General features: G+C 55.4%; 17 protein-coding genes. 10 read left to right on the top strand and 7 right to left on the bottom strand.

Annotated elements, in window-relative coordinates; translation table 11 throughout:
• The first annotated feature begins 3 nt into the window (after positions 1-3).
• From E1573_RS02395 to E1573_RS02385, 3 genes are all read left to right on the top strand, one after another.
• A complete protein-coding gene (locus E1573_RS02395; protein WP_133210304.1) occupies positions 4-891 on the top strand; it encodes a branched-chain amino acid ABC transporter permease in 888 nt (295 codons plus the stop codon).
• A 3-nt stretch (positions 892-894) separates the two neighbouring features.
• Positions 895-1,899: a branched-chain amino acid ABC transporter permease gene (locus tag E1573_RS02390; protein ID WP_133210302.1), complete on the top strand. Its 1,005-nt coding sequence runs from the start codon at positions 895-897 to the stop codon at positions 1,897-1,899.
• A gap of 149 nt (positions 1,900-2,048) precedes the next feature.
• On the top strand, positions 2,049-3,251 hold the full coding sequence (locus E1573_RS02385; RefSeq protein WP_256659465.1) for an OprD family porin: 1,203 nt from the start codon (positions 2,049-2,051) through the stop codon (positions 3,249-3,251).
• Between the two features lie 84 nt (positions 3,252-3,335).
• Here E1573_RS02385 and E1573_RS02380 read toward each other — a convergent pair whose 3' ends face one another.
• Complete coding sequence (locus tag E1573_RS02380; RefSeq protein WP_133210298.1) at positions 3,336-4,907, bottom strand: MrcB family domain-containing protein; 1,572 nt, start codon at positions 4,905-4,907, stop codon at positions 3,336-3,338.
• Positions 4,908-5,279: 372 nt separating this feature from the next.
• On the opposite strand from E1573_RS02380, the gene E1573_RS02375 reads away from it, so the two are divergent.
• The 5 genes from E1573_RS02375 to E1573_RS02355 all read left to right on the top strand — a co-directional run bounded on the left by E1573_RS02375 (position 5,280) and on the right by E1573_RS02355 (position 7,869).
• Positions 5,280-5,507, top strand: coding sequence for a hypothetical protein (locus tag E1573_RS02375; protein ID WP_133210296.1), 228 nt, complete (start codon positions 5,280-5,282; stop codon positions 5,505-5,507).
• A gap of 201 nt (positions 5,508-5,708) precedes the next feature.
• A complete protein-coding gene (locus E1573_RS02370; protein WP_256659464.1) occupies positions 5,709-6,002 on the top strand; it encodes a DUF3077 domain-containing protein in 294 nt (97 codons plus the stop codon).
• Positions 6,003-6,240: 238 nt separating this feature from the next.
• Positions 6,241-6,792 (top strand): hypothetical protein, encoded by a 552-nt coding sequence (locus E1573_RS02365; protein ID WP_133210294.1) that lies wholly within the window; start codon positions 6,241-6,243, stop codon positions 6,790-6,792.
• A gap of 376 nt (positions 6,793-7,168) precedes the next feature.
• Positions 7,169-7,396, top strand: a complete 228-nt coding sequence (locus E1573_RS02360; protein ID WP_133210292.1) for a hypothetical protein — start codon at positions 7,169-7,171, stop codon at positions 7,394-7,396.
• Positions 7,397-7,578: 182 nt separating this feature from the next.
• On the top strand, positions 7,579-7,869 hold the full coding sequence (locus E1573_RS02355; RefSeq protein ID WP_133210290.1) for a DUF3077 domain-containing protein: 291 nt from the start codon (positions 7,579-7,581) through the stop codon (positions 7,867-7,869).
• Between the two features lie 117 nt (positions 7,870-7,986).
• Here E1573_RS02355 and E1573_RS02350 read toward each other — a convergent pair whose 3' ends face one another.
• The 3 genes from E1573_RS02350 to E1573_RS02335 form a co-directional block, all read right to left on the bottom strand.
• The gene (locus tag E1573_RS02350; RefSeq protein ID WP_133210288.1) at positions 7,987-8,976 is read right to left on the bottom strand and encodes a hypothetical protein; all 990 of its coding nucleotides are present in this window, start codon (positions 8,974-8,976) and stop codon (positions 7,987-7,989) included.
• A gap of 463 nt (positions 8,977-9,439) precedes the next feature.
• Positions 9,440-10,642 (bottom strand): site-specific integrase, encoded by a 1,203-nt coding sequence (locus E1573_RS02345; RefSeq protein ID WP_133210286.1) that lies wholly within the window; start codon positions 10,640-10,642, stop codon positions 9,440-9,442.
• A 478-nt stretch (positions 10,643-11,120) separates the two neighbouring features.
• A complete protein-coding gene (locus E1573_RS02335) occupies positions 11,121-11,486 on the bottom strand; it encodes a hypothetical protein (protein ID WP_133210284.1) in 366 nt (121 codons plus the stop codon).
• Between the two features lie 140 nt (positions 11,487-11,626).
• Between E1573_RS02335 and E1573_RS02330 the strand changes: the two genes are divergently transcribed.
• Both E1573_RS02330 and E1573_RS02325 read left to right on the top strand, forming a co-directional pair.
• Positions 11,627-12,463: a hypothetical protein gene (locus E1573_RS02330; protein WP_133210282.1), complete on the top strand. Its 837-nt coding sequence runs from the start codon at positions 11,627-11,629 to the stop codon at positions 12,461-12,463.
• 170 nt (positions 12,464-12,633) lie between these two features.
• On the top strand, positions 12,634-13,263 hold the full coding sequence (locus E1573_RS02325) for a recombinase family protein (protein ID WP_133210280.1): 630 nt from the start codon (positions 12,634-12,636) through the stop codon (positions 13,261-13,263).
• Between the two features lie 22 nt (positions 13,264-13,285).
• Here the strand turns inward: E1573_RS02325 and E1573_RS02320 are convergent, their stop codons facing one another.
• The 3 genes from E1573_RS02320 to E1573_RS02315 all read right to left on the bottom strand — a co-directional run bounded on the left by E1573_RS02320 (position 13,286) and on the right by E1573_RS02315 (position 14,394).
• Complete coding sequence (locus E1573_RS02320) at positions 13,286-13,630, bottom strand: hypothetical protein (RefSeq protein ID WP_133210278.1); 345 nt, start codon at positions 13,628-13,630, stop codon at positions 13,286-13,288.
• Positions 13,631-13,691: 61 nt separating this feature from the next.
• Positions 13,692-13,847, bottom strand: coding sequence for a hypothetical protein (locus tag E1573_RS26685; protein WP_165957284.1), 156 nt, complete (start codon positions 13,845-13,847; stop codon positions 13,692-13,694).
• 118 nt (positions 13,848-13,965) lie between these two features.
• The gene (locus E1573_RS02315) at positions 13,966-14,394 is read right to left on the bottom strand and encodes a hypothetical protein (protein ID WP_133210276.1); all 429 of its coding nucleotides are present in this window, start codon (positions 14,392-14,394) and stop codon (positions 13,966-13,968) included.
• Between the last annotated feature and the right edge of the window lie 406 nt (positions 14,395-14,800).

Below are 14,800 nucleotides of genomic sequence, written 5' to 3'. Positions count from 1 at the left end.
ATCATGACTTTGATATTCGGTATTCCCCTGAGCGTACTGTCGGGGCAGCTGCTTCTGGGCCTGATCAACGGTGCCTTCTACGCCTTGCTCAGCTTGGGCCTGGCGATCATTTTCGGCCTGCTGCGCATCATCAACTTTGCTCACGGTGCGCAGTACATGCTGGGCGCATTCACAGCAGTGCTGGCGCTCAACTACCTGGGCGTCAACTACTGGGTTGCGCTGGTGCTGGCGCCGCTAGTGGTAGGCGTGGTCGGCGTGTTGATTGAACGCTTGCTGCTGCGCCGTATCGCTGGTGAAGACCACCTCTACGGCCTGCTGCTGACCTTCGGCCTGGCGCTGATCCTTGAAGGTTCGTTCGTCAAACTGTTCGGCGTGTCCGGTTCTTCTTACCCGATGCCCGAGCAACTCAAAGGCGGCTACAACCTGGGCTTCATGTTCCTGCCAACCTACCGCGCCTGGGTCATCGTCGCGGCATTGGCAGTGTGCCTGGTGACCTGGTTCATGATCGAACGCACACGCCTCGGTTCCTACCTGCGCGCCGGTACCGAGAACCCGAAACTGATGCAGGCCTTCGGCATCAACGTGCCCCTGCTGATCACCCTGACCTACGGCTACGGCGCCGCACTGGCCGCCTTCGCTGGCGTACTGGCTGCGCCTATCTACTCCGTGACGCCAACCATGGGCGCCAACCTGCTGATCGTGGTGTTTGCCGTGGTGGTGATTGGCGGCATGGGTTCGATCATGGGCGCCATCGTCACCGGGTTGGCTATGGGCCTGATCGAAGGCCTGACCAAAGTGTTCTACCCAGAAGCATCCAACACAGTGGTGTTCCTGGTCATGGTGCTGGTGCTGCTGGTACGGCCGGCCGGGCTATTCGGAAAGGAGGCATAAGCAATGACCAGCCTGCAAATCAAACCGGCAACGGCGCAACTGCAACCGCAAGTGGTACTGGAGCGGCACCAGGCTGCCACCCGCCGCAAACGCTGGGGTTACCTCGCGCTGTTTGCCGTCGCCCTGGTGGCGCCGATGGCGATCTACCCCGTGTTCCTGATGAAGCTACTGTGCTTTGCCCTGTTCGCCTGCGCCTTCAACTTGCTGCTGGGTTACGCCGGTTTGCTGTCGTTCGGGCATGCGGCGTTTCTGGCTACCGGCGGCTACGTCACCGGCTTTCTGCTCAGCCACTACAGCGGTCTGGGCACCGAGTGGGGGATACTCGCCGGCACCCTGACATCGGCTGTGCTCGGCCTGGTATTCGGGCTGTTGGCGATTCGTCGGCAGGGCATCTACTTCGCGATGATCACCCTGGCGTTGGCCCAACTGGTGTTCTTCATCTACGTACAGGCGCCGTTCACCGGCGGCGAGAATGGCCTGCACGGCGTACCGCGCGGTGAACTGTTCGGCGTGTTCGACCTGAGCAACAACCTGACCATGTACTACTTCGTACTGGCAGTGTTCGTGTTCGGTTACGCGGTGATCCAGCGCACCATCCACTCGCCCTATGGCCAGGTGCTCAAAGCGATCCGCGAAAATGAACCGCGGGCGGTTTCGCTCGGCTACAACGTCGATGCCCACAAACTGCTGGCGTTCGTGATCTCGGCAGCACTCACCGGCCTTGCTGGCTCAACCAAAACCGTGGTGTTCCAACTGGCGTCGTTGACCGACGCGCACTGGCACATGTCGGGCGAAGTGATCCTCATGACCCTACTGGGCGGCGTCGGCACCGTACTGGGCCCACTGGTGGGCGCTGGCGTGGTGGTGACCCTGCAAAGCTACCTGTCCAACGGCCCGCTGGGCGAATGGGTACACGTGATCCTCGGGGTGATCTTCGTTCTCTGCGTGTTGCTGTTCCGGGTCGGCATTGTCGGTTGGGTGCTCAAACTCAGCCGCCGCAACTTCTAACACCTGATTCGCTGCCATCGCTGTTTGGAGCCCGCGTGGATTGCGCGGGCGAGCTGCACAACAACAATAAAAAAGAGAGCCTTATGCACGTCAAACGTTCTACTCGTATTTTCCAACTAACTGGAATCGCCGGAGCCATCGGCGTTTGCATGCCGGCCTCCGCCGCATTTGTGGAAGACAGCAAAGCCAGCGTGGAAATGCGCAACTTCTACATGAACCGCGACTTTCGTCAGGCTGGTGCCCCACAAAGCAAAGGCGAAGAGTGGGCACAAGGCTTCATCCTGCGCCTCGAATCGGGCTACACCGACGGCCCGGTGGGCGTAGGTATCGACGCCCTTGGCCAATTGGGCATCAAACTCGACTCCAGCCCAGACCGCGCCGGGGTCACCGGCCTGCTGCCCCAAGGCCCACAATCAAAACGTGCGCCAGACGACTACAGCGAACTGGGCCTGACCGGCAAACTGCGCGTCTCCAAAACCACGTTGAAAGTGGGCACCCTGATGCCCAAATTGCCGGTAATCGTACCCAACGAATCACGCCTGCTGCCGCAAACGTTCCAAGGCGGCCAGTTGAGCTCGATGGAAATCGACAACCTGACCTTCAACGGCGGCCGCCTGACCCAAGTCAGCCAGCGTAACTCGTCAAACCGCGAAGACATGACCCTGATGAAGGGCCCGCGCCGCAACATCATCACCGGCGCCAACCCCACCACCGACCAGTTCGACTTCATCGGCGCCGACTACAAATGGACCAACGCGCTGACCACCGGCTACCACTACTCCAACCTGGACAGCCTGTACAAACAACACTTCCTGACCTTGACCCACACCTTGCCGGTGACTGAAGGGCAGTCGTTGAAGACTGACTTGCGTTGGTCCAGCGCCGACGATGACGGCAACAGCAACGTCGACAACCGCATGCTCGGTGCCATGTTCACCTACTCGATCGGTGCCCACGCGTTTGGCGTTACCTACCAGAAAATGAGCGGGGACACCGGTTTTGCCAACGTCAACGGTGCTGACCCGTACCTGGTGAACCTGCTGCAGATCAACGACTTCGCCAACCAGGATGAACGCTCTTGGCAGGCGCGGTACGACTTCAACTTTGCTGGAGTGGGGATTCCTGGGCTGACCTTCATGACCCGGTATGTGAAAGGGGATAACGTCAATCTGGGGGCTGCGCCGGGGGATGGGAAAGAGTGGGAGCGGAACACGGATATTGGCTATGTGATTCAGAGCGGGCCGCTGCAGAATGTGGGGATTAAGTGGCGGAATGCGACTTATCGGACGAGCTTTACTAGTGATATTGATGAGAATCGGTTGATCCTCAGCTATACCTTGCCGCTTTGGTAAGACGGACAGGTACAAGAAAGGCACTGGCGAGGTTCGCGCAGTGCCTTTTTCTATAATCCCTTAAAAAACTGGCTGTCTGGACTTTTACGCCATCTTCTTTCTAGCAATGTAAGCAGACGGGGAGAACTCCCATTCTTCCGGATCCCAAGGTAAAAACAGTTTCACCAAGCCCTTACTCGCAATCGGGAAGGTGCCGCTTCTATCCAGCTCAATGTCATAGACGATGGCTAATCCAGTTTTTCCGGTATTGCTTCTGTGTAGCTCCAACTCGTTGGCGGTCAGTAAAAACGCTTCGGCGTTGGAACTAGTCGTTCCTTTTACCTCGATTAGCCATTTGGAGCCGCTTTTGTAGGCTTCGAAGTCGTAGGAGTGGTTAGCTGAAGTGTCACGGATAGCGCTGAAGCCAATGGCCTCCAGTTCAGCTTTGGCCAGTGCCATGGCTTGGAGCTCTACCACTCTACGTTCATCTGGATCTCGTAGTCGGCCTTGCCCTTGGGCCTTTTGGGTTGGGCTTACTACGTTTTCAATTTCGGCGCTTGCTTGGGCCAAAGCTGACTGGCTGTCGTCCGGACTTTTACCTTGGAGCACGCTGTCGTAGATGCAGGTTAACAGCGTGCAGAGCTCAGTGATGTCTTGCCAAAATTCGTTCTCGTCAAAACTCTCGGGTAAGTATTTCTTCGCACAAAGTGTTGCCCTTTCAAATTGCTTAGAAAGTTTGTTGCCATGAAGTGCTATCGGGTCCTGGAATTTCGATGTACTGAGGCCTTTAACGTTGAGGCGATCTCTGGCCCAGGCTTTTCGCCTATCGAGTTCTTCGCTTGGCAAGTGCTTTAGGTCTACCCCTTCGGTGGAGCCGCACCCAAGTGTTACGTAGAAGCAATCGCCCAAGCTGGAAAAGTGAATGACCACGTACCAGCCTTCGGTGGCTGAGGGAGATAGGCTGGGGGTAAAGATCCTGACCCAAGGTGAATAGGATTTGCGGCCAATTCCATCACTGCCTTCAACCGCGCAATCAAATCCATGCTGGGAAAAAATCGGTTCAATCTGATTGAACGCATCGTAAATGCGCTCTTTGAAGTGTTTGCGAACTAGTTCTCCGCGCTCTTGCATCAGCGGAGTGTTTTGCGAAGAGTGCTGGGTTTGAAGTTCCAAGATTCTCTTGATGATATTGCACAACAAAAGAGGTGGGGCCACCGTTTGTTTGGGAATGATGGTGAAACCCAAGCGGCTGAGTGCATTGAAGCAAACCGAGCCTTCCTCGCCTTTCAAGTCTTTGGGGTCAAAGGCTTTGTGAAAAAGGTGTTCAAGTGCCAGGGCTGCCACTTCCTTGGGTGCGTATCGCTGACTCTGGTAGACGAGTTCGAACTTGGTCGCGCTGGCGAAGCGGCTTGAGGTGCTTTGCGCTAATTGTTTCAACGCGCCCAGCACATTGGCGCGCTTAAGCGAAGCGAATAGCTGGGCAGGCGACTGATTCACTGCGGTGCTCCTCGCCAAGCGATTCGGTTGGTTTTCGTTTTCGCAATTAGCCCGTTCAGCACGTAGGTTTTTCTGCGCATCCATTTCGTATAGCTGCAAAATGCCAGTAGGAGAAATGGACGTTAAAGCGTAGGAAATTTCATGTCTATCTAAATTGTGACCGATTTCAGAAGACGTCATCGATTGGCTGATACAGGTCGCCCATTTCTGTTGCGTTCTACGACTGACTGCTAACCCAGTGAGCGTTCAAGGCATGGGGCATCAGAATTTACCGATACTCTGTAGTCCATTTCCGATTCATACTCCTGTCGCTTCCAAGCCATTGCGGTGCTCTCGCTAGCTATCTAGTCTCACCAAGTCGTTGCCAATCCAACGACCGGTTTTGACAGACCGACTCAGCAAGTACCGCATCGGCACGCGTTATGGCGGCTGTACGTGGGGCACATTCGTGTGCGCCGGGTTCCCTTGCTCTCGGTCTGTCAACCCGCGTATAGCTGCCACCTTTCTGTTTGACAGCAGGGCTGTGGCGGCTCCACCAGCAAGGAGTTCGCTATGTTAAAAATCGTTCCTGACCCACCGATCCATCCCAACCATTCCCTCGAAGACATCCTCGTCCAAGTCACCGAGCACCTGATCTGCGCCCTGACTGTGGCCCAGCAAACCGTCCTGCTGCATGCCAGCCCACCCGGTCAGGTGCTGACCATGGCGGCCATGCATGAAATCGACAATGCCCGTGCTTTGGTGGATGTAGCGTTGAGCAAGGTTCAACTGCTGCATTGACCCTGCGGCAAATCCACCCGGTGGGAGCGGGCTTGCCCCGCGATACGATGGCGCAGGCAGATCACAATCGCGGGGCAAGCCCGCTCCTACAAATCCTCAGCCTGTGGGCGGGTTCACCTGCGAAGCTGACGTCGCGCTGGAAGGCATTTCCCACCTGAGGGCTGACGTGATCGCCAATGGTGGGCCGCTATGGAGGTTCGGATGAAAGATGATGTACGCATGGGCTGTGTATGCGGGCTCAAAACACTAGGTATTGGCACATTTGGTGATGGCGAGGGTGGGGCAGAGGCTGGGCGTTTGTTCCGAGTTGAACCAGGCCACTCAGCGGCGTTTGCACTGGAGCAGGCGACGCTGCTGATGGGCTGTGCGCAACAACTGACGCTGCACGCCAGCATCGAGCAGGATGGGGCATCGAGCTGGGCTGCGCACTATTTGGTGGGCATGGCCAAGGCACTGGTCGAGGATTTGGCGTTTGGTCTGGCGACCTCAACTTAGAGTTGCACCAGAGTTGCAGCATTGAAAAAGGCGCTGGTGCGTTTCGCTCAGTGCCTTTTCTGTATTGCGAGTTTGGTGGGGCGGGGGGATTTGAACCGCCGTTTGCGCGCCGTCCAGAATGTTCAAAGTTAAAAGCGAGACGTATACGCATGATTGCTGAGGTTTAATATGCCGCCCTCAAGGTGGCTTGTGCTGTAAGCGAGCGCTCGAGAAACACAACAGACGCAAGGATGCAGAAATGTCAGTAAAAGCACTGATATACGGCTGGGCCAGCTATCTGGTGATAGCGTGGCTGACCAGCCTAGGCATTTTCTACACCGACATCGCTCTCAGCAGTGATCTGCGCCAATGGCTGCCGGTTATCGCACGGGCGCACGACTATTTCGTTGCGCACGGGCAGTTGGACTTCTTGAAGAAAACCGCCTGGATTTACGAAAAAGACCTCGCGCTTCTGGCAATCATGCTGGTTTGGCTTTTCCTGTTCTGCCGGTTTTCGCTGCGTGTAAGTGCAGTTGGTTTCCTCAGAATGGCCAACTACAGAAAAAACTACCTTGGGCTGCTTTTCTTGTTCGGGGCGGGCTTTGTGATCACTGCAGCCATTCTTGGGCCGGACATGGAGCGGTCCACTTTGGGTATTTTCAGCAACAAACTGTACCGCTTCAGTGTTTTGTTTGGCGCGTTCCATAACACGCTGCTTCTACCTACGCTGGTACCCCTCATAGCATTTGGCTTGAGCGGTTTTCTGGAGCCGATCAAAGAGCGCACCTCAGAGTGCTCTAAGCCAACCTGATGCAACCGAAGTACATCATGCGAGCCTTCGTGAAATAGTCTGCGCGTGTGAATCCAGCGAGCGTTTAAGGCCGGTTCCTTCAGAATTTACCGATACCCTGTAGTCCATTTCCGATTCATACTCCCGCAGCCCTCAAGCCATTGCGATGGTTCCTTTGCCGCTCTAGTCTCCCCGAGTCGTTGCCAATTCAGCGACCGGTTTTGACGGACCGAATTCAAAGCAAATCCGCATGTGCTCGCTTTATGGCGGCTGTACGTGGGGCACCTTCGTGTGCGCCGGGTTTCCTTTGCTTTCTCGGTCTGTCAACCCACGTATAGCTGCCACCCTTTGTTTGACAGCAGGTGTGTGGCAGCTCCCTAAAGCAAAGGAGATTGCTATGTTGAAAATCGTCCCCGACCCACCCATCCACCCCAACCACTCCCTCGAAGACATCCTCGTCCAGGTTATCGAACATCTGGTCTGCGCCCTGACCGTGGCTCAGCAAACTGTCCTGCTGCATACCAGTCCACCCGGCCAGGTGCTGACCATGGCGGCGATGCATGAAATCGACAATGCCCGGGCTTTGGTGGATGTGGCGTTGAGTAGGGTGCAGTTGCTGCATTGATGTTGCGGTGAACAGGCTCGGTGGGAGCGGGCTTGTCCCGCGATAGCGGTCTGTCTGGGCCATCGAATCGCGGGACAAGCCCGCTCCCACCGGAACTGCACAGATTCTCAACATGTGGGAGGCGGTTGGTCCCGCTGAAGGGCTGGGGTGATGGCTAATGGTGGGCAGCCAAGGAGGTTGGAATGAAGGATGAGTCGGGCATGGGCTGTGTTTGCGGGCTGAAGACGTTAGGTGTGGGCTCGTTTGGTGAGGGCGGGGCAGGGGCTGGGCGGTTGTTTCGGGTTGAGCCGGGGCACGCTGCGCCGTTTGTGCTGGAGCAGGCGACGCTGCTGTTGGGCTGTGCGCAACAGCTGACGCTGCACGCCAGTATCGAGCAGGATGGGGCTTCGAGCTGGGCTGCTCATTTTCTGGTGGGAATGGCCAAGGCACTGGTCGAGGATTTGGCGCATGGCATGCCTGGATGTCAGACATAAAAAAAGACGCCCGTGGGCGTCTTTTCAGTGTTTGGTGGAACCGGGGGGATTTGAACCCGCGTCTGACCCTTGATTTTGCTTGCCTACAGCCTGGAAGCTGGCATAAAGCTGTCATTTTTATGCGTCGTGGAAAATGTCTTGGGCCTTTCCTGTCGCCACGTAGTCCGCTAAACCTTGAAGTCGTCTGTAGTACGCTAGAACAATTTTTATGGCTGACAGTGGGTCCATGCTCGCCAGCTCCAGAATATGCGCAGCGCAGTCGTCTAATCCGAACGCCTCACACGTATCGTCCAGTAATTCAACAAGATCAATGATATCTTGATCCGATAGCTTGATATCTGTATCTGACTTGCTGAGCCAGCCTAGGTTTTGAAGGTGCCCATATGCTTTTTTGTAAGCCTCGCGAGCCGGGCTATCTTTGTCATTGATCTCGTTCACTAGTTCGCGGATGGAGTCTGCGACATCCCCGTTCATGTAAAACCTTATTTCCCCTGGTGACGCGTAATCGATTTTACGTATTGCAGCCCTATCTTGGTTTGGGATGTTTCTATACAGTTCTTTAAAGAAGTTTACAGAGCTAAAGCCACCTCTCCACGGATGCTTGTGAAAAAGTGCATTTATTTTTTTTGTGGCCGCTTGGCCAGTTGCGCCGAGAAGAGCAAATCCGAAAGAATAGCAATCCTGTACCAAATCGGAAAAGCGTCTCAAGTCGCTGATTTCCCAGCGACCGTCTATATCTACCACTTTGAAATCGCTGTTTAAGCTTTCTTCAGCATGGCCAGGAATAAACATTCCCGGCTCTGGTAGAGCATCGGCTGGTAGCTCTTCTGCGCTTTTCGTTTTGAATTCTTCTCCGACAGTACCCCAAACTTCTCCAAGCTGATACTTTCCTTTATGTAGCTTGGTCACGGCATAGTGCACATCAATTTTTTCAGCATACAGTTGTTTTAGGTGTTCAGTTTTTATTCTAGAGAAATAAAATTTGAATGCGGTTTCGCCGTCGTCATAGTTAACGCCTAAATATTTATCTCCGTTGTTCGCTTTGGCGAGCGCGATCAAGGGAACATCGTAGCTAAGCAGAATTTTTTCAACTGTTAGCTTAGCCATTGAGAGCCTCGACTTTTCCCACGATCGCTGTCGGGTCAACTGATTTGTATGGCCACCAATTCACATGCGTAGGTTGGTCTTTGTGCCAGACGCCATAGTCCTTACTAAACGGAACCTCCACAGCATGAGTGAACTTCATCTTAACCATTCGAGGGCTTTTCACGGCTGCTCGACATGCGGCCAGCGAGGTCATTAGCGAAACTGATCTGGCTGAGCATTCGTCCGGGTACTTATGGGTAGATGAGCGTTTACGCTGTGAGTCGAAATCGCTCGCCGTGTGGTTTGGCGCCCTCAGGAGTCTCCATAGCGTAGGTTCGCTTGGCACCGTCACGTTCGCAGGCGGGCAGCTATCAGGCAGGGGCTCGAGAAAATCAAATCCATTTGTTGGCATAAAGCGGTATCCGATGGTGGCATTGTGACTTGGCGCGCATTTTCTATCGGCCGCATGAGGGGCGTCAAAGCATTAGTTTTGTTCTGCGGTATCTATTTGATCAGTAAGCGATTTTTGATTGCCTACTTGCTCGAAGTCGAAAACGGCTTCAGCGCGATTTCCTGCAGTCTCATCCGCAGCTGGCATCCATCTGCCATATACCCTTGCTATCATAGTCCAATCGCTGTGCCCCATTTGCTTAGCCACCCACATTGGGTGCTCGCCCGCCGACAGCATCATGGATGCATAAGTGTGCCTGGTCTGGTACGGGCGACGGTACCGTACACCGGCCCTCTTCATTGCCGGGTGCCACATCGTCTTCCTGATCGGTTGATCTCCGGCCCATCGTTCCAGCGTGCGCGGGTTCTGAAAGACCTCCTTATCGGCCAGGAAGGTATGCTCTTTCTGCGCTTTCAACGCTTCGAGGGCAGGGCGCAGCAGCTTCACTGACCGTCTACCGGCCGTCGTCTTGGTCACCTCCGCCTCACCACCTGCAGCCTGGGTCATTGCCCGGCTGATCATCACTTGCCCCCGCACCCAGTCCACATCTCCCCAATCCAGGGCGACAAGCTCGCTTGTCCGGAGACCTGTCCACAGCGCAAACTGCACAATGTTCTTGGCCTGGCCGCTGAGGGCCGCAAGAATCGCCTGCTGCTCTTCGGGTGTGAATGGGTCCACGTCGTCATCCTTCGGCGGCGCTTCCTTCCGGGCGTATGTCCAGCCGACCAGCGGGTTGGTGTCGAGCAGCTCCTCGTCGACCGCGTCGTTGAGAGCTGATCGCAGGCAACTCTGGATATTGCTCAGGGTCTTGTTGCCGACCTGCAGCTTGTCCAGCCAGTCTTTGATCGTCTTCCGCTTGAGCTCTAGGACAAGGTGGTGGCCCAGGGCAGGAACGAGCCGCAACTCCACGATTTTTCGATAGCCTTCGAAAGTGCTGCTGGAGATGTGCTTCTTCTTCGCATCCAGCCACCTGGTCAAGTAGCCACCAACCGTTTCCTGGCTGGTTTCCGGGGCGAACTTGGCAGCCCGGGGGGAGCCCGGGAACGTGACGGAATAGTCGAACGTCCCCTGGACGATGGCATGCTCGATCGCCGCCTTGTGTTGCTGGGCCTTTTTCAGGTTAGTGGCGGTGGGCTTGAGTGAGACGCGCTCGCGACACCTAACACCCCGGTACATGAACGTGATCTCGATACTCGAGTCTGAGACTGCCCTGACCCCGCTCCCGCCTCTACCCATGTCTCGTATCCTTCCATATCGATAAGCGTCCGGCCGTCCGGCGCTTTTAGCCAAATCTCACCGAGCCGCCAGATGCCATCGCGGATCTTGGAGCGGATCGCGTCCTCGGTGTAGCCAGACTCGCTGGCGAATTTCCTGACGGTCACGTAGCGCATGTGTCGTTACTCCTGACTGATCAGGGTTTGCGATCGTGCGCAGGGAGGCGCAACTGCTCGTTGACTCCGGCGAGCTGGAAAAGCGTTGTCTTCCGATTTTTCGGTGATTTCCTGCTTGTGCCGGCAGTGGTTGACTTTGTTTTTGGTCATTTCCCAAGTCCATTTCAGCTACACGGATAGCCTACGGGCGGCTGTCCAGCGTGTGTTTCGCTTTCACGCAACAAAAGCGACGGAAATCAAAAGACGGAAAATTCCCTGCCAGGGCGACGGGCTCCCCGCAACGTGGTGTGAGTCCGGTAACCCTGTAAAACTCAAGGGCCACCTCAGGTCTGCTGTAGTTTTTTCTGCTCGTATGCGATGCGGTTCATTACGCAAATTGGAATTGCAAATCCTTGGATGTTTGTTTTGAGGGCTTCGCAACCGTCTTCGACGATTACGCAGGGCACACCCCGACGGAAACGCATTCCCCTCCCGGGGTAATTGCGCAGGATGATTTCCCAGGACTCGTGGTCGTAGTAGAAACCTGTGATCTCAGCCCAATTGGCCTTGATTCCGCTTCCAATGACTCCTTCAGGTGTCAGGCAGAAAATTTCTACCTGGCTTTCTTGGGTGACAGGTACGGCGTAAATCCGGCCATTCGGTGCTACTGGTGGGAAAACTCTTCCGTTCCCAAGGTCACGAAATTCCATGGTGGTGCTCCGTGTGCATGACGTTGCATGACACGCTATGCCAGGTCTTGGAAATCCCAAGCTGGCCCTGTCGCAGGGGATGCCGTTGGGTTTTCTGCAAGCCGCCATAAGCTGTGGTGATCACAACAGGGAGTAGCGCCATGGGTAGTACATCAACAGTGATTCGAGTCAGCGTGCTGGCTGCGGCAGTAGCTTTCCTGGTTGGGTGCTGTGCCACTCAATCGCCGAAGTCTTTTCAGCTTCCTGAGCCAAAGGATGTGCCGAAAGAAAAATGGTCGGATGCGATGCATGTTCTGACTGCCATGGGGATTTCCGGGCAGCGTGACGTTCCAATCGAGATGGTAGGGGGAGTTGATAGAGTGAGCCCCGCCAACAGCTCAGTGGCAGGGCTAGGGGACGCTGGATTAAGTGCGATTGGATATGTGTCACCACCTTCAGGCATGAGCGGTGGTGCAGCCGCAGGTGTTGGCTTGGGTTTGATGCTACTGGGTGGATCAAGTGATCCGGCTCGGGCAACTCAGGTTGTTGCCTGGGTGCCTTCCGATCAGGCCGGCTCACCAGAGGAGGCATCGGCTCTGGCCCTGCAGAAGGTGGAGGAGGCCCGTAGAAAGAGTTTTTCAGGTGGTTTGTCAAAGCTGGGTATGCAGACCGGCCGATACCCTGATGGTCATTCGCGCTCGTACGCAACGCCATCAGATATCTTTGCGGAACGTCCTACCCCATTCGCGGATACACCCGCTGCGTCACCAAGCTTCTTGGCGTCGCCTCGCAGCTACGGGCCGATATTTATCCGGCACAACCAGTTCACGCTTGATGCCTACAAGAACGACATGACGACTTCGGAAGCCATGCTACAGGCATCGAAGTACCTACCCGAATGGATCTACATCTACCATCCTGGTCAGCGACTTAGGAAAGATTCAATCCCTGCTGCCATCTTCAACCAAGGCCGAGCACTCTACTTCGTAGGAAAATAATCCTGCTGGTCTTTCGTCGCTGGCTTTCGCTAGTCTGCGACGATTTTTTTGGGTATGCCTTAGCTAATACGTCCGATTTCAAGGTTTCCCTAGTATTCGAATTTTTAAGTAACGGTCTAACTGATACGCCATAAAAACACCACCCAAACTGATACACGAAAGGAAATCTCATGTTTGTCCGCGCCTACCTTCGTGCGTCCACTGCTGAGCAAGACGCCAATCGTGCCCGTGACGCTCTACAGCAGTTCGCTGCCGACCATAGCAGGGCCATCGCTGCGCATTACATCGAGAACGCCAGTGGGGCCAGAACTGACCGAGCAGAGCTGTTGAGACTGATAGCGGATGCCTATAAGGGGGACGTATTGCTGCTGGAAAGTATCGACCGGCTTTCACGATTGCCGGTGGCTGATTGGCAGGCACTCAAGGCTGCGATTGATTCTAAGGGGCTGCGCATTGTCGCCCTGGATCTTCCGACCAGCCACCAGAGCATGAGAGACACGGCTGGTGACGAATTCACTGGCCGAATGCAGGCCGCGATCAACGGCATGATGATCGAGATGATGGCGGCTATCGCGCGCAAGGACTACGAGCAGCGCCGTGAGCGTCAGGCCCAGGGAATTCATCGGGCAAAAGCTTCCGGCGCTTACAAAGGTCGGCCGGCTGACAAGAACCTACATCAGCGCATCGGTGAACTGCTGGGCGCTGGTCTGGGTATTCGCGCAACTGCTCGCCATGCAGGCTGCAGTACCACGACGGTGCTTAAAGTTCGCGATCAGATTACCGACAGCAACGTGGTTTGAAGGGGAGACGAGGCGAGCCGGTTTAGTGCCTCAAACGCTGCTGTAGCGCGCTGATAATTCTGCTGCGTAGGAAGAAGGCTGCGACGGTTACAGCAAGAACTATCCCGCCCCCCAGCTCTCCGAGGCGGACGAAGGCAACGATGTTTACTAGGGCAAGAACCATAATGCCGTAGAACTCTGCATTGGCCCTGCCAGCGGCCAGAGTCTGGCGCTCGGTGAGCATCCATTTCGGCGACAGACAGAAGGGGCATACAGATGACTCGGGATCACCACCGCCTAGGGGAACTCCGCTTATGTAGATCGGCGCGCTGGTGATCACCTTCGGAACCATCCTCTTCCTACAGCACTGGCATTCAACTTTGCTCACGATGTCATCCTCCTTGACTTGGCACGTGCTTGAACGTGACATGATCGCTCACTTGATCCAATTAATCGGCAGTCGAGTTCGGGCGTGTTCCGCTGTGTTTGCTGTTGTCGTGCTGCTTGTCCAGGTAAGCGGCGATCCTGTAACCAATCGCGGCTGTTACCCCCAAGGCGCAGAGCACGCCGAACACTGAATAGATTAGTAGCTCAAACCGGTCCATGTTCTTCTCCCGTGCTGATGGGCATCAGAGTCTAAGAGACTCGTTCACTGTACAGAAACGCACAGCAATTTTGCATGCTGGTTCAACGTTCTAGCGCCGGCAACTGGCGGGCGCTTATTCAGTCTGCGAACGCGCCACCGTGATCGAACCACAGACTGTCGCTCATCGAGTTCATGCCGTAAGCATTGCCCATGACATCGACGCAGACATCCATCATCGGCAGCCCGTTGGCCGGGTTTACCCAAGCATAATCCATCAGATCCATGAAGCTGCTCTGCAGGCTGCAATTGTCAGCCTGAGTCTGCATGACGGGCTCGACCCAGGCCGCGTTATCGTCGATATGAAGATCGAGTGGGTAGGTCGACATCTCTTCTTCACCGGCCAGCGAGTCGGGATACTGGTACCACGTGCGCTCACTGCGGATGTTGAGACCGTCATGCAGCACGACTGCTTTCCCCTGGGTGGGATATACCACTGTGGTGTACACCGGTTTTGTCGGCTGGACGATTGAGGTCATCAGGTTGGCAATGGTGGCGAGCAGATCCATGGTAGTGCTCCTCAATGTAGGTGAGCACAGTCTCCCCTCGATCTCGGAAAACCCAAATCTCTGATCAGGCGCTTTTGGGTGGCCCTGACATCCGCTTCGCGACACATCGTAAAAAAGGGCTCACCTCCCATCTATTGCTTATGGGAGTCTGACGCTTCACCTCCCATAGAGAACTTACCGATTTGCTGGAAGGGGTGTCGTGAAAGGGTGTTGTGGCTGCAAGCCGCATGAATACTGGACTTCAGCGTTTTCACGGGCTTTTTCCAGGTGGTTGGCGTTGTGAAGGGGTGTCGTCAAGAGGTGTCGTGAAAGGGTGTTGTGGCTGCAAGCCGCATGAATACTGGACTTCAGCGTTTTCACGGGCTTTTTCCAGGTGGTTGGCGTTGTGAAGGGGTGTCGTCAAGAG

This window comes from Pseudomonas sp. H9, assembly GCF_004353925.1.
Lineage (GTDB): Bacteria > Pseudomonadota > Gammaproteobacteria > Pseudomonadales > Pseudomonadaceae > Aquipseudomonas.
The sequence above is the reverse complement of the archived record's forward strand: the minus strand, read 5'-3'. Positions and strand labels throughout refer to the sequence as shown.